Annotated in this window: 18 protein-coding genes; 10 read left to right on the top strand and 8 right to left on the bottom strand. The window is 65.8% G+C overall.

Going from position 1 to position 19226, the window contains the following annotated elements:
- Positions 1 to 100: 100 nt before the first annotated feature.
- From J7I84_RS06575 to J7I84_RS06545, 7 genes are read left to right on the top strand one after another with little or no spacing between them, the layout of a single operon-like run.
- Entirely contained in the window at positions 101 to 1486 is a 1386-nt protein-coding gene (locus J7I84_RS06575) for an L-fuconate dehydratase (RefSeq protein ID WP_214942273.1), read from the top strand.
- Positions 1483 to 1911 (top strand): RbsD/FucU family protein, encoded by a 429-nt coding sequence (locus tag J7I84_RS06570; RefSeq protein WP_214942270.1) that lies wholly within the window; start codon positions 1483 to 1485, stop codon positions 1909 to 1911. The genes J7I84_RS06575 and J7I84_RS06570 overlap by 4 nt, the downstream gene beginning before the upstream one ends.
- 14 nt (positions 1912 to 1925) lie before the next feature.
- Positions 1926 to 2804: an amidohydrolase gene (locus J7I84_RS06565; protein WP_214942267.1), complete on the top strand. Its 879-nt coding sequence runs from the start codon at positions 1926 to 1928 to the stop codon at positions 2802 to 2804.
- A gap of 2 nt (positions 2805 to 2806) precedes the next feature.
- Positions 2807 to 3778, top strand: coding sequence for an aldo/keto reductase (locus tag J7I84_RS06560; RefSeq protein ID WP_214942264.1), 972 nt, complete (start codon positions 2807 to 2809; stop codon positions 3776 to 3778).
- 37 nt (positions 3779 to 3815) lie between these two features.
- Positions 3816 to 4661 (top strand): fumarylacetoacetate hydrolase family protein, encoded by an 846-nt coding sequence (locus tag J7I84_RS06555; RefSeq protein WP_214942261.1) that lies wholly within the window; start codon positions 3816 to 3818, stop codon positions 4659 to 4661.
- 18 nt (positions 4662 to 4679) lie between these two features.
- Positions 4680 to 5438, top strand: coding sequence for an SDR family NAD(P)-dependent oxidoreductase (locus tag J7I84_RS06550; protein ID WP_214942258.1), 759 nt, complete (start codon positions 4680 to 4682; stop codon positions 5436 to 5438).
- 49 nt (positions 5439 to 5487) lie between these two features.
- Positions 5488 to 6783, top strand: coding sequence for a hemolysin family protein (locus J7I84_RS06545; RefSeq protein WP_214942255.1), 1296 nt, complete (start codon positions 5488 to 5490; stop codon positions 6781 to 6783).
- Positions 6784 to 6804: 21 nt separating this feature from the next.
- On the opposite strand, the gene J7I84_RS06540 is transcribed toward J7I84_RS06545, so the two are convergent.
- The 6 genes from J7I84_RS06540 to fdhA form a co-directional block, all read right to left on the bottom strand.
- The gene (locus J7I84_RS06540; protein ID WP_214942252.1) at positions 6805 to 7632 is read right to left on the bottom strand and encodes a sulfurtransferase; all 828 of its coding nucleotides are present in this window, start codon (positions 7630 to 7632) and stop codon (positions 6805 to 6807) included.
- 25 nt (positions 7633 to 7657) lie between these two features.
- Positions 7658 to 8434: a dienelactone hydrolase family protein gene (locus J7I84_RS06535; protein ID WP_214942249.1), complete on the bottom strand. Its 777-nt coding sequence runs from the start codon at positions 8432 to 8434 to the stop codon at positions 7658 to 7660.
- A gap of 44 nt (positions 8435 to 8478) precedes the next feature.
- The gene (locus tag J7I84_RS06530) at positions 8479 to 9840 is read right to left on the bottom strand and encodes an MFS transporter (protein ID WP_214942246.1); all 1362 of its coding nucleotides are present in this window, start codon (positions 9838 to 9840) and stop codon (positions 8479 to 8481) included.
- A 68-nt stretch (positions 9841 to 9908) separates the two neighbouring features.
- Positions 9909 to 10844, bottom strand: coding sequence for a serine hydrolase (locus J7I84_RS06525; protein WP_214942243.1), 936 nt, complete (start codon positions 10842 to 10844; stop codon positions 9909 to 9911).
- Positions 10845 to 11090: 246 nt separating this feature from the next.
- Entirely contained in the window at positions 11091 to 11444 is a 354-nt protein-coding gene (locus J7I84_RS06520) for a GNAT family N-acetyltransferase (protein ID WP_214942240.1), read from the bottom strand.
- A gap of 112 nt (positions 11445 to 11556) precedes the next feature.
- Entirely contained in the window at positions 11557 to 12768 is a 1212-nt protein-coding gene (gene fdhA / locus J7I84_RS06515) for a formaldehyde dehydrogenase, glutathione-independent (RefSeq protein ID WP_214942237.1), read from the bottom strand.
- 305 nt (positions 12769 to 13073) lie between these two features.
- On the opposite strand from fdhA, the gene J7I84_RS06510 reads away from it, so the two are divergent.
- From J7I84_RS06510 to J7I84_RS06500, 3 genes are all read left to right on the top strand, one after another.
- Complete coding sequence (locus J7I84_RS06510; RefSeq protein ID WP_214942235.1) at positions 13074 to 14048, top strand: aldo/keto reductase; 975 nt, start codon at positions 13074 to 13076, stop codon at positions 14046 to 14048.
- Positions 14049 to 14211: 163 nt separating this feature from the next.
- Positions 14212 to 15927 (top strand): ATP-dependent DNA helicase RecQ, encoded by a 1716-nt coding sequence (locus tag J7I84_RS06505; RefSeq protein ID WP_214942232.1) that lies wholly within the window; start codon positions 14212 to 14214, stop codon positions 15925 to 15927.
- Positions 15928 to 15964: 37 nt separating this feature from the next.
- The gene (locus J7I84_RS06500) at positions 15965 to 17167 is read left to right on the top strand and encodes a TerC family protein (protein ID WP_214942230.1); all 1203 of its coding nucleotides are present in this window, start codon (positions 15965 to 15967) and stop codon (positions 17165 to 17167) included.
- An 18-nt stretch (positions 17168 to 17185) separates the two neighbouring features.
- Here J7I84_RS06500 and eda read toward each other — a convergent pair whose 3' ends face one another.
- Both eda and J7I84_RS06490 read right to left on the bottom strand, forming a co-directional pair.
- Positions 17186 to 17812: a bifunctional 4-hydroxy-2-oxoglutarate aldolase/2-dehydro-3-deoxy-phosphogluconate aldolase gene (eda, locus tag J7I84_RS06495; RefSeq protein ID WP_214942226.1), complete on the bottom strand. Its 627-nt coding sequence runs from the start codon at positions 17810 to 17812 to the stop codon at positions 17186 to 17188.
- The gene (locus J7I84_RS06490) at positions 17805 to 19199 is read right to left on the bottom strand and encodes a mannitol dehydrogenase family protein (protein ID WP_251046227.1); all 1395 of its coding nucleotides are present in this window, start codon (positions 19197 to 19199) and stop codon (positions 17805 to 17807) included. The genes eda and J7I84_RS06490 overlap by 8 nt, the downstream gene beginning before the upstream one ends.
- Positions 19200 to 19226: the final 27 nt, after the last annotated feature.

Genomic DNA, 19226 nt, shown 5'->3' with positions numbered 1-19226 from the left:
GCGTTTCCTATATTCTCATCAAATACTTCCAAATACATCAGATGATGCTCGCATCGTTGCTGGAGCGTCGTCTTCATAGCCTGAACCTGGAGGGCTCACCTTGCCACACATCACCGGATTTGACGTATTTGACGTGCGGTTTCCCACCTCGCTGTCCGCAGACGGCTCAGATGCCATGAACCAGGACGCCGACTACTCAGCTGCGTACATTGTGCTCAGGACGGACGACCCGGCCGTGTATGGTTGCGGGTTCACCTTCACCATTGGCCGCGGCAATGAAGTGTGCGCGGCGGCCATGGAGCTGCGGGCCCGCCCCCTTATTGGACAGGACGCCGACCGTATTGCCGGGAACCTCGGGGAAACTTACCGGGATCTGAAGCGCGACTCCCAGCTCCGCTGGCTCGGGCCGGACAAGGGGGTGGAGCACCTCGCCCTCGGAGCCGTGATGAACGCTGTCTGGGACCTCGCCGCACGAAGGGCGGGTAAACCCTTGTGGCGGTTCCTCGTGGACATGACACCGGAGCAAATCGTCGACGCCGCTGACCTGACCTATCTCTCCGACGCCCTGACGCGGGAAGAGGCACTGGGCCTGTTGGCCCGTCTTGCGCCGAGCCGGGAGGAGCGCATCCGGCAGCTGACCCACACCGGCTACCCGTGCTACACCACATCCGCGGGGTGGCTGGGGTACTCCGACGAAAAGCTCCGGCGGCTTTGCCAGGAGGCAGTGGACCAGGGCTACCGCCACATCAAGCTCAAAGTTGGTGCATCCTTGGAGGACGACATCCGCCGCCTCGGTATCGCCCGGGACGTCATCGGCCCGGACGGCAAACTTATGATCGACGCGAACCAGGTATGGGATGTCCCGCAGGCCATCGACTGGATCAAGCAACTTTCCGAGTTCAATCCGCTGTGGATTGAGGAACCCACCAGCCCGGACGATATCCTGGGTCACGCCGAAATCCGCAGGGCAGTCCAGCCAATCGGGGTGGCCACCGGCGAACACGGCATGAACCGCGTGCTCTTCAAGCAGCTCTTCCAGGCCGGCGCTATCGACTACTGCCAGCTGGACGCCTGCCGGCTTGCCAGCGTCAACGAAGCACTCGCTGTCCAGCTGATGGCCGCCAAGTTCAACATCCCGGTGTGCCCCCACGCCGGCGGCGTGGGGCTGTGCGAGCTGGTCCAGCACCTGTCCATCTTCGACTTCATTGCCATCTCGGGTGACCTTACGGGTCGGGTGACGGAGTATGTGGACCACTTGCACGAGCATTTCGTCGACCCATGCATCATCAGGGACGGCGCCTACGTAGTGCCGTCAAATCCCGGATACTCCGCCGAACTCAAGGAGCAGACTCTGCAGGAGTTCGCCTTCCCCTGGGGCAGTTACTGGGCGGGAACGGATTCCGGCAGGGCGGAACAGACCTGGCGGGCCGGCAACGTGCCGGGCCGGATCGCCTTTGCGAGCGCACGGCAGGAGGCCGAGGCATGATCAACTACACCCTCACCCACCCGGGCCTGCTGGCTGCACTTGCCGAATCCGGCCACGGCTCCCAAATCCTCATTGCTGATGCCAACTACCCGCACAACACGGGAGCACCTGCATCCGCCCGGCGCATCGCGCTGAACTTGCGGCCCGGCCTGCTGACCATCGACCAGATCCTCGAAGTACTGGTCGATGCCGTGCCTCTGGAAGCAGCAGCGGTCATGACTCCTCCGGACGGGAACTGGACGGAGGCCGTCAAGGGCTACGAAGGCACCCTTGGCCCGAAGGTCCCGATTACCTCCCACCAGCGCTTCGAGTTCTACGACGCCGCGCGCTCGCTGAATGTCGCCGTCGTCATTGCCAGCGGGGACACCCGGCACTATGCAAACCTGCTGCTGACCATCGGCGTCCGGCCCGACGGCACGGCGTGAGGGGGGCGCCTTCATTGCAAGTCATCGACTCCCATGTCCACGTCTGGGACCCTGCAGTGCTCGACTACGCCTGGCTGGCTGATGCGCCCGTACTGAACAGGGCCTTCCTGCCCGCGGACCTTCCCCATACGGCGGGCAATACCCGGGCAGCCGTATTCGTCCAGGCTGACTGCCGGGACGACCAAGCCTTGAAGGAAGTGGACTGGGTGTCGGGCCTCGGCAGGAGCTGGCCCCAGCTGGCAGGGATTGTGGCTTTCGCGCCCATCAGCCGCGGGGATGCAGTCTCCCAGGACCTTGGCCAGTTGCTGGAGCGGCCGTTGGTCCGCGGCGTGCGGCAGCTCTTCCAGGACCGGGACGCATCTTTCCTGCTTGCCCCGGCGACGCTGGCCGGGGCCCGGCAGGTGGCCATGGCCGGGCTGGTTTTCGACGCCTGCGTTCGGGCCGGGCAACTTGCCATCCTGGCGGAATTCGCGGACAGGACGCCGGAGCTGATGATCGTGCTGGACCACATGGCCAAGCCACCCATCGCCAGTGGAGAGGTCACGGCTTGGAGCAGCGGCATGCGGGAACTTGCCCGGCGCCCCAACGTCGTCGTCAAAATTTCCGGGGCCGGCGCGGAAGCGGACCGCAACCGGCCGCTGGCGCCGCAGGCAGCGCCGTACATTCAGGAAACACTGCACCTTTTCGGGGCTGACCGCTGCATGATCGGCAGCGACTGCCCCGTCTCCCTCACAACCCCGGCTGCTTACCAGGACTGGATCGCCACCGTGGAACAGGCGATGACCGGCGCGTCCGACGGCGAGCGCCGCGCAGTTGCACACGGAACCGCGGCCCGCATCTACAGGCTGCAGGTGACCCCGGGACAGACAGCCACGAACCAGGAGACTGATTAAACATGCAAGCAGAAACCCGCACCATCCCCGGCACCGATGTCCAGCTGCCGGTGCTCGGCTTCGGCGGAGCACCCCTCGGCAACCTGTACCGTCAGGTGCCGGAGCAGGAAGCGCTCGATGCCGTCACGGCGGCCTGGGAGGGTGGCATCCGGTACTTCGACACGGCGCCACACTACGGACTGGGCCTCTCTGAACGCCGTCTTGGGGCCGCGCTGGCAGGGAAAGACCGCGACAGCTATGTGCTCAGCACGAAGATTGGACGGCTGCTGCGGCCCAACCCGTCGCCCCAGGGCAAGGACGCTGAGGGCTTCGACGTACCCGACGACCTGCACCGGGTTCGCGACTACTCACGAGACGGGGTACTGCGCTCCATCGAGGAGAGCCTGCAGCGGCTGCGTACCGACCGGATCGACATTGTCTATATCCACGACCCTGACGACTACTGGACCGAGGCCGTTGAAGACGCCGCCCCCACGCTGTCCGCGCTGCGCGACGAAGGCGTGATCGGAGCCTGGGGAGCGGGCATGAACCAATCGGAGATGCTCCACCGGTTTGTCACCGAGACGGACATCGACGTGGTCATGCTCGCCGGCAGGTACACACTGCTCGAGCAAGACGCGGCTGAGGACCTGCTCCCGGCATGCCTGGCACGCGGAGTCGGCGTGGTGAATGTGGGCGTCTTCAATTCCGGGTTGCTGTCAAAGGAGCGGCCCGCCGCAAACGCCACGTACAACTACGCACCCGCGCCGCAGGAACTGCTGGACAGGGCAAACCTGCTGGCGGATATTTGCGAATCGCACGGGACCACCCTTCCGGCTGCAGCGCTTCACTACCCCTACCAAAACCCGGCCGTGACGAGCGTTGTCCTCGGCATGCGGACGCCTGCCCAGGTGAAGCAAAACCTGGACCTGGCCTCGCAGACCGTCCCTGACCAGCTGTGGGCTGACCTCCGGGACCGTGGACTGATCAGCTGACAGACGACCCACCTCCGACCAAGAAAAGAAGACACGAATGCAATTCGCACGCATAGGTGCCGCAGGCAAGGAAATCCCCGCCCTGCTGCACGAAAAGAAGTACTACTCCCTGGAGCGGGTGGCGCCGGACATCGACGCCGACTTCTGGGAATCCGACGGGCCAGGACGGGCGGCAGCAGCACTCGCCGCAGGCGAACTGGCCGAAGTCGGCGTCGACGGTACCCGGATTGGGGCGCCGATCGCCAGGCCCTCCTCCGTCATCTGCGTGGGCATGAACTATGCCGCCCACGCCGCAGAATCCGGCTCTGCGCCCCCATCCGTGCCCATCATCTTCCATAAGGCCCCCAACACTGTGGCCGGGCCGTTCGACGCGGTGGCAATTCCGCGTGGTTCCACGAAGACCGACTGGGAAGTGGAACTGGGCGTGGTCATCGGCCGGCGTGCCTCATACCTGGAATCCCCCGCCCAGGCCCTGGACCACGTCGCCGGTTTCGTCACGGTGAATGACCTCTCCGAGCGCACGTTCCAGCTGGAGGTATCCGGCGGCCAGTGGTCCAAGGGAAAGAGCTGCGCAGGGTTTTGTCCTACCGGCCCGTACCTCGTGACTCCGGACGAGGTGGATGCAGCGAACCTGCAACTGCGCAGCTGGGTGAACGGTGAAATCCGCCAGGACTCCTCCACACGTGACCTGATCTTCGGTGTAGAGCAAGTGATTTATGACCTGAGCCAGTTCCTGGTCCTTGAGCCGGGAGACTTGATCTGCACGGGCACGCCGGAGGGAGTAGCCCTGTCCGGACGTTTCCCTTACCTGAAGGCCGGGGACGTCGTCGAACTTGAAGTGGCGGGACTGGGCCGCCAGCGCCAGGAATTCTTCCAGGGCTAACAACGAAAGGACCAAACAATGGAGTTTGCAGGAATCAAGGCAATTATCACCGGCGGAGCCTCGGGGATCGGGGCCGCGACGGCGGAACTGCTCCAGGAGCGCGGGGCTGACGTCGCCGTCCTGGACCTCAACCCCGACCAGGCGCCGGCGGGAGTGAAAGCCATCCACTGCGACGTCTCCGACGACGCCTCCGTCCGCCAGGCCGTAGAAGAGGCTGCGGAGCAGCTCGGCGGGCTCGACGTCGTGGTCAACAATGCCGGGGTAGGTGCGCAGGGCACCATCGAGGTAAATGACGACGACGAGTGGCACCGGGTGTTCGAGATCAACGTGCTGGGCATGGTCCGCGTCTCAAGGGCTGCCCTGCCGTACCTGCGCCGGTCCAGCCACGCGGCCATCGTCAACACGTGCTCCATTGCAGCCACCGCCGGACTCCCCCAGCGCGCACTGTACAGCGCAACCAAGGGTGCGGTGTTGTCGCTCACCCTGGCCATGGCCGCCGACCACCTGCAGGAGGGAATCAGGGTCAACTGCGTGAACCCGGGGACTGCTGACACTCCCTGGATCGGCCGGCTCCTTGCCACCGCACCGGATCCCGCAGCGGAACGGGCGGCGCTGGAGGCACGCCAGCCGCACGGCCGGCTGGTCTCCCCGGAGGAAGTTGCGGCAGCTGTCCTTTACCTTGCCAGCCCACTGTCCGGGTCAACCACCGGGGTGGACCTGGCAGTGGACGGCGGCATGCAGGCTCTTCGGGTCCGGCCGCGTTCTGCCGGCTCCTGACGCTGCGCCGACACGCGCCAATCGATCCGCGGATCGGTAAAGTCGTGTCATGGACAGCGGCGCCCTGCTCAATATCGCGTTGGTTCTCGGTTTCGTACTGCTGGGCGGGGTGTTCGCGGCGGCGGAGATGGCCCTGGTGTCCCTGCGCGAGAGCCAGGTGCGCCGCATCGAGAAGTCCGGCGAAACGGGCGCCCGGACTGCAGCCCTGGCGCGCAACCCCAACCGGTTCCTCTCCACTGTCCAGATCGGGGTGACCCTGTCCGGGTTTTTCTCTGCGGCGTATGGCGCCTCGGCGATCGCCCCCGACGTCGTCCCCCTCCTCGAAACCCTCGGGCTGGGTGCGGCGGCCGGGCCTGTGTCCTTCATCGGGATGACCCTGCTGGTGGCCTACCTGTCCCTGGTCCTGGCTGAGCTTGCCCCCAAGCGGCTGGCGCTGCAACGTCCCGTCCCGTTCACCAAGGTGCTTGCCCCGCCGCTGATCACCTTCTCGCACGTCATGCGGCCCGTCATCTGGATCCTCTCCGTATCCACCGATGCCGTGGTCAGGCTCCTTGGTGGCGACCCGCACGCCCGGCGGGAGGCCATCAGTTCGGAGGAGCTCTGGGACATGGTGGCGGAAAGCGAGCTGCTCGAAGAGAGCAGCCGGAACATTGTCTCCGACGTCTTCGGAGCCGGTGACCGGACGCTGCAGGAGGTGATGCGTCCCCGGACGGATGTGACCTTCATTGACGGCGCCATGAGCATTGCCGACGCCCGCAGGATGGTCAGGGACGGCCCGTATTCCCGGTTCCCGGTGATTGGCAGGTCCCCGGACGACGTCCTGGGCTTCGTGCACATCCGGGACCTGATGCCCCGGGACGAGGTGCAGGACCGGACGCCGGTCAGGGACATTGCCCGGGAAATCCTTGCCATGCCCGGAACCAACCGTGTGCTGCCGTCGCTTTCCCGTATGCGCAAGACCAGCCAGCACATCGTCCTGGTGGTGGACGAATACGGCGGCACCGACGGCCTGGTCACGCTCGAGGACCTCGTGGAGGAACTGGTGGGCGAGATTTACGACGAGTACGACACGGGTGCGGAGCACGAGGACCGGGTCAACGTGGCCGACGGGTTCATCGATGTGGACGGCGGCCTGATCCTGCAGGAGTTCGATGCGGCCACCGGAATTGCCCTCCCGGAGGGCCACTACGAGACCGTGGCCGGGTTCATGATGGACCGCCTGGGCCGCCTGCCCCGCACCGGTGACCGGGTGCAGGTCCCCGGGTATGTCCTGGCGGTACTCAGCATGGACAGGCTCCGGATCGCGCGCGTCCGGGTCACACCCGTCACCGGCGGTCCTGGCTAGCAGGGTGGGCGCCTCGCGTCGCTAGGCCCCAACCTCCACTGGCAGGTGGGACGCGAGGCCGTACTGGGACCAGCCGCCAACGAACAGCCGGCCATGCCCCAACCCCAGGTGCTCCATGACCAGCAGATTGTGGCAGGCGGTCACGCCTGAACCGCAATAGGTGATGGTGCCTTCGGCTGAAGTGATGCCGGCAAGGGCAAAGTTCTTTCTGAGCTCCTGCCCGGGCAACAGCTGGCCGGCAGGATCGAGGTTTGCCCGGCATGGGACGTTCACGGCATCCGGGATATGCCCGGGACGCGGGTCCACGGGGTCCTGTTTGCCCTCAAACCGGTCCCGGTTCCGGGCGTCCACCACCACGGAACCGCCGCCGCAGGTTTCCATGATGTCTGCCAGGAGCCCAGGCGGCCAGGGTTTTGCCAGGAAGTCTCCGGGCAGCCTGTCCGGAAGGTCTGTTTCGCAGGTGCCCGGGTACGCGGCCATCCCGCCGTCGAGGATGGCCGCGGCATGGCCGGTGGCGCGCAGCATCCACACGAGCCTCGCGGCGATCACCCCGCCAGCGTCGTCATACACCACTACGGTGTCCGCATTGTTGATACCCGCGTTGCGCATCCCGTCTTCGAATGTGGCCGGATCCGGCAGTGGGTGCCTGCCTGACCCAGGGGACGCTGGGCCAGACAGCCAACGGTCCAGGTCGATGAAGACGGCGCCGGGCAGGTGGCCGCGGCGGTACGCCTCCCAACCGGACCTGCCGTCGAGATACCAGCGCGAGTCAACCAGGACTATGCCTTCCGCCCGTCCCCTGCACCAGTCCCAGTCAACGAAAGGGGGAATCGTGTGTGCCCTGTCCATGCCGCCAATCTACGCGGCCATCTCACTATGCAGGACTACCATCTCGCATAGTGGACAGCTTGGCAGTGAGGCCGCGCTCCAGGAAGGCGAGCGTACGGGTCCAGGCGTCGGTGGCTGCTTCAGCGTTATAGGTGTACCTGTTGGTGTCGTTGAAAAAGGCATGGCCGGTGCTTGGATACACGACGGCCTCGAAGTCCACGCCTGCTGCGCGCATCCGTGACTTCAACCCGGGCAGCTCCTCCATGAGGGCTGCGTCCTGCTCCCCGTAGAACGCCAGGACCGGGCAGTTGATGGCCTGAAGCTCCGCGTCACGGAACTCGGCATGCCCGTAGAACGGGACGGCGGCGCGCAGCCGGGGCTCGGCAACGGCCAACGAGAAAGTGTACGTCCCGCCCAGGCAGAAGCCTGTGGCGGCTACGCGCCCGGCCAGTCCGGGCACGCCTTCCAAATGGTCAAAACACGCGCGTAGGACGGCGACGGCATGCTTGGCGTATTCGGGTGAACGCATCGGGGCCATGTGCTTGCGCAACCGCGGCTGGGCATTGCTGCGCTGTTGGGGATCGAAGGCCGCCTCCTGCAACTCTCCGGTGAGGTCCGCGGTGCCCCCGGCTCCGGACAGCAGGTCCGGGGCGACCACAAGGTATCCCTCCGCCGCGAAGCGGTCTGCCACGTTCTTGGTGTGCTCCACCAGCCCCCACACTTCATGGACCACAACCAGCCCGCCCCTTGGAGTTCCGGCTGGGTCACTGACGTACGCATGGACGGACGTTTCAGCGTTACCCACAGTCATCATGTTTCCCATCTGGCCAGCATGGCACGCTCCCCCGGACCCTTCCAGGGGTGCGGCTACGCCTGCTGCGGCCGCCAGAACACGGAAATCCCGAACGTCACCACACAGAGGATCAGCATGGCCACGACCATCCGCACCCAGCTGTCCTGGTGCACGCCGCCGGACGCGAAAACACCGATCATGACGGTGGCGGTAATCGCGCCCACGTAGCGGCAGGTCTGGTAGATGCCGGCAGCGACGCCCCGGTCCTGCGGCCGGGTGGACACGAACATGCCCTGGTTGGAGGCGATGCTCACGGTTCCGTAGGGGATGCCCATCAGGGCTGTCAGGACCACCACGAAAGGGATGGCCAGTGTGCCGGTCAGCAGCCACATGAGGGCCGCCACCACCGTCAAGAGGACGACGCCGGCAAGCAGCACCCGCCGGACGCCGAACCTTCCCATGGCGGAGACTGCCCATGGGGTGGCTACCACGGACATGCCGGCCAGCGGCAGCATCAGCAGGCCCACCACGCCGGGATCGTAGCCGCCCGCTTCCTGCAGCAGCTGCGGCAGGCCGAAGAAGACGAAGTAGTAAACGCTGCTGAACACGGCGAAGGCCAGGTACACCAGCATCAGCGGCCTGTTCCGGCCCAGCAGCCGCAGGTCCAGGAACGGCTTGGCGAAGCGCAGCTCGCGCCAGGCAAACAGCGCTGCGATCACGGTTCCACCGGCAAGCATCAGCCAGCGGTAGTCCGGCGCCACGTTCAGTGCGGCCATCATGACCAGCAGCAGTGCACCGATGAACGCGGCGATGCCCGGGACGTCGGAGTCCCGCACCAGTTCCGCCACATTGCCATGCTCCCGGACCTTGTCCGGCGGCGCGGCCTTCCGCACGATCAGCAGGGCCGCCAGCGACAGCGGGACGTTGATCAGGAACAGCCACTGCCAGCCAGCAAGGCCCACCAGCAAGCCGCCGACGACGGGACCCACCGCCGCTGCGGACGTGTTGGCCATTTGCAGCCGGCCCAGGGGACGCGCCGTGTCCACCTTGGCCTGGTGCGCGAGCGCCCCCACCATCACCACGGCGCTGGGATACGCGGTGGCTGTGCCCAGGGCCATGACGGCCCGTGCCACGCAGAGCAGCGCGAAGTTCGGGGCCAGCGGAGCCAACGCGCAGGTAACGGCCACCAGCCCCATGCCCAGGAGGAACATTCGCCGTGGCCCAAACCTGTCGGCCAGCCTGCCCATGACGGGCTGCCCCGCGGCGGAGGCCAGGTAGAAGGAGGTAACCACCCAGGTGACGGCCGCAACGTCGAGCCCGAAGTCCGCGCGCAGCACCACCAGGGCCACGGCGATCATTGAGGAGTTAAGCGGGTTCAGTGCCGTGCCCAGGCTGAGGCCGGCGACGGCCAAGGCAGTCCGGGGGTTGTTGCTCACGGTAACAGTGTGGCCCACAGCGGCCACCGGGGACGACTTGTCGGACTCTCAGCGTGGTGTGGTGTTCGCTACTTGCCCGTCAGTCCCACCGGGAACAGTGCGTCCTCGACTGCCCGGGTAAGGTCCCGGATCACCTCGGCCTGCCTGTCGTCCGGTACGCCCTCCGGGTTCTCCGTGTAGATCACCAGCGCGAACGTCGAACCGCGGTAACTCAGGAGCGCGGCGTCGTGCAGCTCGCCGGACACCTCCCCGTACTTGTGGTGCACGTCCACTCCGGAGCGCGACCCGGCGGGGATGAGCTCCTCGTTGTTGGTGTCCTGCATGTAGCTCAGCAGCTGCTCCGTGTTCTCCTTGTCCAGGAGCTCCCCCGCGTACAACTTCTTCAGGATCAGCGCCATGTCCGCGGCGGTCAGGAGGTTTTGTTCGGGGTCGTACGTGATGCCAATGGACGCCGCATAGGCAGTCAGCTGCGGGTAGCCCACGGCGTCCATCAGGAGCAGCCAGGAATCGTTATTGCTGTCGTTGACCATGGCTTTGAGCTGGAAAGCTGCGTCGTAGTCGCCCATGGGATCGTCCAGGCTCGCCTTGCCGCTTTCCACCAGGTGGTAGTAGGCGGCTGCAGTCAGGATTTTCGCCGTGCTGGCTGCAGTGAAGGTTTTTTCATCGCCAAATGTCCGCTCGGCACCGCCGGACACGTCGGCGAGCGCCAGCCCGATCCGGTATTCGCCCGCTCCGCTGAGGATGTTGTCCACGCTGTCCTGCAAGGACGCCGGGGCTGCCGCCACAGGCGACGCCGGCACTCCCGGCTGCGTGGGAACAGCGGCGCCCGACGGCGGCTCGGACCGGACCACGGCCAGGGTGATGGTGCCAACGATGACCAGCACCACGGCAAGGGCCAGGATCAGCAGACTTCTGTTGCCCTGCATCCCGCCGGAAGACGGCTTGGGCGGTGCTGGCGACGGAGCATCCCGGCCTGGTTTGGGCACCATGGGGTGCACGGACATACAAGGGCTCCTGTCCCGCCTGGGCGATCACAAACAAACGTCAGCGCGACGTTGAGCCGCACTGACAGATGCTGATTAAATCACCGGAGGTTGGGAGCTTCCTGAAGGCTCGCGGGGTGTTCCGCCGGGCCGTCTCGTGCGACGCACAAAACCGTTATCGAGGCGCAAAATACATTGCGCGCCCCGAATTTCAGTCGCGAAAAGTAGCCCGCGCCTCGTGAATCGATTTTCGCGTCGAAAACAGGCTTAGGCGCGCGTGCCCGCGGCCAGCGCAGTCTCCAAAAACTCGAGGTGGGCCGGTGCAACAGCCACCACGCTGCCCAGGTATTCCGGGTGCTTGGCCAGGAACTTCTTGATGAACGGACACACCGGGACGATGCCGACGCCGTCCTCCACCGTGCTGTCCAGGGCCGCCGTGGCGAGCTGCCCGGCCAGGCCCTGACCGCCATATTCCTCGTTGATCACGGTGTGGTAAAAAATCCGCTGCGGCGACTCCCCGCCGTCGTACTCCTTGTACGCCGCCTTGCCGATCACGTTGCCGGCATCGAGAATCTCGAAGCGTCCCCGCCCAGGGGTATGGCGGACGGTGATGTCGCTCAAGGGAACTCCTTCAGTTGCGATTGGTGCTGACCGTGCAAAGCCTAACCCGGCCCGGGCACCACTTATTTCCGCAAGCGAAGGGCCCTTGGCAGCATCCCCGCCCGCCGCCGCCTCAGCTCAGGTAGCCGTTCGGGTTCAGGACGTACTTGGTGGCTGCGCCTGCGTCGAACTCCGCGTAGCCCTTCGGTGCCTCCTCAAGCGGGATTGCCTTGGCGTTGACGTTCTTGGCGATGTTGACCCTGTCATTCAGGATCGCCATCATCAGCTGCCGGTTGTACTTCATGACCGGGCACTGCCCCGTGGTGAAACTGAGTGACTTTGCCCAGCCGGTGCCGAGGCTCAGGCTCAGGGACCCCTTCTTGGCGGCTTCGTCGATACCGCCCGGATCACCGGTGACGTACAGGCCGGGGATGCCCAGGGCTCCGCCTGCCGCGGTGATGTCCATTAGGGTGTTCAGCACGGTTGCGGGTGCTTCCTGCGCTCCCTTGCCGTGGCCGCGGGCTTCAAAACCCACCGCGTCGACAGCGCAGTCGACCTCCGGCACGCCGAGGATCTGCTCGATCTGGTCCTTCGGCTCGCCCTGGGTCAGGTCCACCGTTTCGCAGCCGAAGCTGCGCGCCTGCGCCAGCCGGCCCTCGTTCATGTCGCCCACAATCACGACGGCGGCCCCCAGCAGATGCGCACTGGTGGCCGCTGCGAGGCCCACCGGCCCGGCCCCGGCAATGTACACGGTGGAGCCCACGCCCACGCCTGCCGTGGTGGCACCGTGGAACCCTGTGGGGAAGATGTCCGAGAGCATGGCCAGGTCCAGGATCTTCTCCATGGCCCGGTCCTTGTCCGGGAACTTCAGCAGGTTCCAGTCTGCGTACGGCACCAGCACATAGTTGGCCTGGCCGCCCACCCAGCCGCCCATGTCCACGTAGCCGTACGCGCTGCCGGGACGGTCCGGATTCACGTTCAGGCAAATGCCGGTCTTGCGCTCCTTGCAGTTCCGGCAGCGGCCGCAGGCGATGTTGAACGGCACCGAGCAGAGGTCGCCCACCTTGATGAATTCGACGTCGCGGCCCACTTCCACCACTTCGCCGGTAATTTCGTGGCCAAGCACCAGGTCCGGCGGCGCTGTGGTGCGTCCCCGGACCATGTGCTGGTCCGAGCCGCAAATGTTGGTGGCCACCGTCTTGAGGATCACCCCGTGGTTAACCGGGCGTCCCACGTTTGCGGGGTTGACCCCGGGCCCGTCCTTGAGTTCGAACGTGGGGTAGTCAATGTCAATTATTTCGACCTTGCCCGCTTCTTTGTAGGCAACGGCTTTGTTCCCTGTCATCTATCGCTCCTGTAGTCAGGCGTCCGGTGGGACGGCCGTGATCTGGGTAGGTGAGACATCCCGCGCGGGGGAACAGTCCTGGCCAGATGGTGCGTCCTGATGTTTGGCATGGTCAGGTACCGGTTTCCCGGGTGGGGATTCGCCCAGTCTAGGCACGGCCCCCTAAGCGGTCTAGGGGTAGTAAGCCCCTTGTTTACCGGAGTGCTCACAGGGGAAGCGCCTATAGTGGCGAACGCTGCACCACCCGGCTCCAGGCATGCAGGCCGGCCGGTTCCCAGGCAAGTTCTACCGTTGAGGAGAACGGCATGAAAACGCGCACTATTGGAAAACTGACAGTCTCCGCCCTTGGCCTTGGCTGCATGGGCATGAGCGAGTTCTACGGCGACGGCGATGAGCAGGAGTCCATTGCCACCATCCACGAGTTCCTGGACGCCGGCGGATCCCTGCTGGATACCGCCGACATGTATGGCCCCTTCACGAACGAAAAGCTGGTGGGCCGTGCCATTGCCGGCCGCCGCGGGGACGTTGTGCTCGCCACCAAGTTCGGCAACGAACGCCGCGAGGACGGTTCCTGGGTGGGCATCAACGGCCGCCCGGAATACGTCCGGTCCGCCTGCGACGCCAGCCTCCAGCGGCTGGGGGTGGACCACATCGACCTGTATTACCAGCACCGGGTGGATAAGACGGTGCCCATCGAGGACACAGTCGGAGCCATGGCGGAACTGGTCCAGGCAGGGAAGGTCCGGCACCTGGGCCTGTCCGAAGCCTCCGCAGACACCATCCGCCGGGCCCACGCCGTGCATCCCATCACCGCGCTGCAGACGGAGTACTCGCTGTGGGAGCGGGAACCCGAGACCAAGGTGTTTCCCGTGCTCGCGGAGCTGGGCATCGGCTTCGTGCCTTACAGCCCGCTGGGCCGCGGCTTCCTCACCGGGCAGATCCGCAGCGTGGACGACTTCGCAGAGGACGACTTCCGCAGGCACTCCCCCCGGTTCCAGGGCGAGAACTTTACCCGGAACCTGGAACTTGTGGATCGGGTCAAGGAGCTGGCCGACCGGAAACAGTGCACTCCCGGCCAGCTGGCCCTCGCCTGGCTTCTGGCGCAGGGGGAACATATTGCCCCGATCCCGGGCACCAAGAAGCGCGAACGGCTGCGCGAGAACCTGGGTGCCGTGGAGTTGGAGCTGACCCAGGACGAGCTCCGGCTGCTGGACCAGCTGGCACCAGCGGGTTCCACTGCGGGCGCCCGCTACCCCAATATGTCCACCATCGACACGTAACCCAGCACTCACGGGCGGGAGCGCCGGTGCCGGCACAGCGCGCTCCCGCCCGGCGCTTTTCCACATAGGGGGCTGTTTACGACGGCGGGGCGGGGCTGGCGTAGGGTGGTTCCTACGGCTCAAGCAAGCGGCTGCTTTTTTCTTCTGTGCGGAGCCCCGATCCATGTCCGACGAACCAGCCCTTCGGGCCCTTGCTGCTTCATCCTTCAACCTGCCGGACCTTCGGGATGGGCAACTGGCCGGCATGGCAGCCCTTGCTGCCGGCCGCGACGTCCTGGCCGTCATGCCCACCGGCTACGGCAAATCCGCCATCTACCAGGTGGCAGCCATGCACCTGCACAAGGCAACGGGACGTCCCGCCGTCGTGGTTTCACCGCTGATTGCCCTGCAGGAGGACCAGCTGGACGGGCTTTCCCAGGTTCTCGGACCGGACGCCGCCGTGGCCATCAACTCCTCCCACAACGACGCCGACGTCGAAGCTTCCTGGCAGGCTGCTGAGGACGGCAGGGCCGTGTTCATTTTCCTTGCCCCGGAACAGCTGGCCAAGCAGTCCACCGTGGACCGGATCAAAGCCTTGAACATCACGCTCTTCGTAGTGGACGAGGCTCACTGTGTTTCTTCCTGGGGCCATGACTTCCGCCCCGACTACCTCGCGCTGGGGACCATCCGCGACCAGCTGGGCAACCCGCCCGTGGCAGCCTTGACCGCTACCGCCTCCCCGCCGGTGCGGGACGAGATCGTGGAGCGGCTCGGCATGAAAAAGCCCCTGGTGCTGGTGCGCGGTTTCGACCGGCCCAACATCAGCCTTGACGTGGTCCGGCACCACGAAGACAAAGGCAAGCGCAAAGCCGTGCTCGAGCAGGTAGCCGATCTGGCCCGTAAGGGGCAGGGACTTCTCTACGCTGCCACCCGCAAGGACACGGAGAAATACGCCGCCAAGCTGGCCAAGGAGGGGCTCCGCGCCGAAGCCTACCACGCTGGCCGTTCCGCCGGGGACCGGGAACACATCCACGAGCTGTTTCTGGACGACAAGCTGGACGTGGTGGTGGCCACGACTGCCTTCGGGATGGGCATCGACAAGCCCAATGTCCGCTTCGTGGTGCATGCTGACATCCCGGAGTCGCTGGACGCCTACTACCAGGAAATCGGGCGGGCAGGCAGGGACGGCGAACCCGCCTCCGCCGTGCTGCATTACCGCTCGGAGGATCTGGGGCTGCGCAAATTCTTCGGTACCCACTCTCCTGATCCGGATTCCCTCCTTGCCATGCTGAAGGCTCTCAAGGCGGCCCACGCCGCCACCCCAAAGTCATCCCTTGCGGAGTTGACCGGTTTCAAGCCCCGGCGCGTCACGGGGTTGGTGAACCAGTTGGAGGAAATCGGTGCTGTCGCCGTTGGCAAGCGGGGAGTCCGGCTGGCGTCCAAAGCCAGGCTGACCACGCTGGTGGGCGACGCCGTCGAACTCGCCGAGGCCCGCCAGCGGGTGGACCAGTCCAGGCTCACCATGATGCGCGCCTACGCCGAGACGGACGGCTGCCGCCGGCAGTTCCTGCTGGGCTATTTTGCCGAAGACCTCCCGGAGCCCTGCGGCAACTGTGACGGGTGCAGTGCCTCTGCCGTTTTGCAGCAGGACGGGGCGCAGCAGGACGGAGCGCAGCAGGGGAAGGCACACGGGGGCAAGAAGACGTCCGACGGCGGGGTGCCGGCTTCCGCAGCGGACGAGCCATTCCCGCTGCAGTCCACGGTGGTCCACAAGGAGTGGGGCCCCGGCTTGGTGATGCGGCACGAGGACGACGTCATCACGGTGCTCTTTGAGCAGGAAGGGTACAAGACGCTGTCCCGGTCAGCCGTCGTGGAGCATGAACTCCTGAAACCCGCTTAGGTAGGCTGGGAGGACCCTCAGACGAAAGGCCCGCCGCGTGGAAGTACCTGCTTATGCCTGGACCCTGACCATCGCGGGAATCATCGGGCTGCTGGCCTTCGACTTCTTCTTCCATGTCCGCAAAGCCCACACCCCTTCCCTCAAGGAATCCGCCACCTGGTCCGCCATCTATGTGACCATCGCGGTGGTGTTTGGGCTGGTCGTGCTGCTGTTCGGCGGCCCCGACATGGGCACCGAGTACTTCGCCGGCTATGTCACGGAGAAGGCGTTGTCAGTGGACAACCTTTTCGTCTTCCTGATCATCATGGCCAGCTTCAAGGTGCCCCGCGCGGACCAGCAGAAGGTCCTGCTGTTCGGCATCGTGTTCTCGCTGATCGCGCGCACAGCGTTCATCTTCCTGGGCGCGGCGCTGATCAACAGTTTCGCCTGGGTGTTCTACATCTTCGGGCTCATCCTGCTGGTCACGGCGGGTAACCTGCTCAAGCCGGACAACCACGACGACGACTCCGACGGCCTGGTGGTCCGGCTTGCCAGGAAACTCCTGCCGGCCTCCCAACATTACGACGGCGACAAGCTCTTCACGATCGAGAACGGCAAGCGGGTCCTCACGCCGATGCTGCTGGTCATGGTGGCCATTGGCGGCACGGACATCCTGTTTGCCCTGGACTCCATCCCGGCGATCTTCGGCCTGACCCAGAACGTCTTCGTCGTTTTCACGGCCACCGCGTTCTCGCTGATGGGCCTGCGGCAGCTGTTCTTCCTGATCGACGGCCTGCTGGACAGGCTGATCTTCCTGTCCTACGGACTGGCGGTCATCCTGGGCTTCATCGGTGTGAAACTCATCCTTCACGCCCTGCACGAGAACACCCTGCCGTTCATCAACGACGGCGGGCACGTCAACGTGGTGGAGGTCAGCACTGGCCTGTCGCTCAGTGTGATCCTCGGCGTGCTGGTCCTTACCATCCTGGCGTCCGTATTCAGCCCCAAGGGCAAGGCCAAGAACGCCGTCTCGGGGGCACGGCGGCATGCTTCCGAGTACGTTGACCTCAACTACGAGACCGACATGGCGGAGCGGGACAAGATCTTCGCGAAGATGGTCCGGGAGGAGGACCAGATCCGGAAGCTTCCGGAGAAGTACAAGCGGCTGGTCCGGAACGAAACCGAGTTCATGGACCTGATCCGTCAGGCCCACGACGAGCATGACAAGGCCCAGGTGCGGGCTGCCGCCGCGGAGGGCTGACTGCCGCCTGCTTTGCTGTTACCGGGCGAGGACCGCCGCCCCGCTGGCCAGGCTTGTGATGCGGGCCCAGTCCTTGGCCGCGACGGCGTCAGCCGGGGTGAGCCAGCTGCCGCCGACGCATGCCACGTTGGGCAGTTTGAGGTAGTCGGGCGCTGTGGCAAGGCTGATGCCGCCGGTAGGGCAGAACTGTACGTTCGGGATGGGTGCACCGATCGCAGCCAGGTAGGACGGGCCGCCGGCAGGCCCAGCCGGGAAGAACTTCATGGAGTCAAGACCTTCTTCAAGGACGGCCATGACTTCCCCTACGGTGGCGACGCCGGGGAGCACCGGGACGTCCAGGGACAGCATGTGCCTGAGCAGCGCTGGAGTAACCCCCGGGCTGACCAGGAATTTGGCACCCGCCTGGACGGCGGCGTCGGCCTGTCCGGGGCTGAGGATGGTGCCGGCGCCCACCAGGATGTCCGGCACTTCCTCCGCGATGAGCTTCAGGGAGGTCAGCGCGGAGTCCGTCCGGAGCGTGAGCTCGATGATCTTAACGCCACCGTCCACCAGTGCGCCGGCCAAGGGGACGGCGTCCTGGGGATCGTCGATGGTGACCACCGGTATGACCGGTGAAACGCGGAGGACGCCGGATGCGTCAGCCATGGTTAACCTCATTTCCCAGGCCAGTCAGCCTGTTGTCGATAGTCCCGTTGTTGTCGATGATGCGGTACCAGCGCAGGAGCAGGTTCCGGAACCCTTCGTCCCCGGCCAGGTGCGGGTCGACGACGGCACGGAACCCGAGCAGTCCCGGCACCACGGTCTCTGCCGTGCGGGTTCCGGGAAGTGCCGCCTGCAGCTCCTTCGCCAGAGGATCGCTAAGCCCCGTTTCCGGGGTGGTGGCCACGTGGTGCATCCACGCGGCGACGGCGAGCGCAGCCCACTTTGGTTCGCGGCCGGCGTCGAGCGTTCCCCGCACAGTGGTGAGCAGCCGGAGCCCCACCTTCTGCGAACCGTCGCTGCCTACTTTCGCGGTGGTGTGGCCGAGCGCGGGGTTGGCGAAACGGCGAAGCACCTCTTCGCAGTACTGGTGCCCGTCGAGTTCGGCCGGAAGGGTGATGCTGGGCAGCGCTTCCTCCAGCATCATGCGGCGGCACGCGGTGCGGAACGCTTCCACGCCAACAGCGTCGCTGATGGTTGCCTTGCCCGCGGCCAGGCCCAGATAGGCCAGCATCGAATGGCTGGCGTTCAGCAGCCGCAGCTTGGCGGATTCCCAGGCGGCGACGTCGGTGCTGAACAGGGCGTCGGCATCCTCCCATCGCGGCCGGCCGGCGGCGAAGTCATCCTCGATGACCCATTGCTTGAACGGCTCGGCCACCACGGCGGCCTCGTCGCGCAGTCCCAACTCATGTTCGACGGCGGTGAGGTCGCCTTCGGTGGGGGCGGGCACCATCCGGTCCACCATGGTGGACGGGAACGTGGCGTTGCTGTCGATCCAGGCCAGCAGGTCCTCTCGTTCCCCGGCGGGAAGGGCTCCGGCGAAGTCCCTCACCAGGGTGCTGGTCAGTTCGCCGTTGGCGGGCAGGTTGTCACAGGACAGCACCGTGATGGCTCCGGCGCCGGTCCGGGCGCGTTGCTGCAGGCCCCGGACGATCTGTCCCACCGCGGTACGCGGCGCCCCGCCCGCGACGTCCGCCTGGATCTCGGGGTCGGCCAGGTCCAGGGTGCGGGTTTGCGGGTCGAACCGGTAGCCCTTTTCGGTGATGGTGAGGGTGATAATCTTCGTGGCCGCGGCGCCGATGCGTTCCACCACCAGTTCCGGATTGTCCCGCCCCGAGATGGTTTCCACGATGCTGGCGACGACGCGTGCCGGGGCTGCGCCTTCGCCGCGTTCAGCCACCGTGAAGAGCCCGTCCTGTGGGGCGAGCTGCCGTGCCACGGTGTCGGAGCGCTGGGTGACGCCGACAATCCCCCATTGCTGGTCGCCGGTGGCGAGCATGGCGTCCTCGGTGAAGACGGCCGTGTGGGCGCGCGCGAAAGCGCCGAGGCCCAGATGGACGATCCCGGGCGTGATCTTCTC

Origin of the sequence: Arthrobacter sp. ISL-85, assembly GCF_018613675.1 — a bacterium.
Taxonomy (GTDB): domain Bacteria; phylum Actinomycetota; class Actinomycetes; order Actinomycetales; family Micrococcaceae; genus Arthrobacter.
Note: the sequence above shows the minus strand (reverse complement) of the source record. Positions and strands in the feature narration are given on the sequence as shown.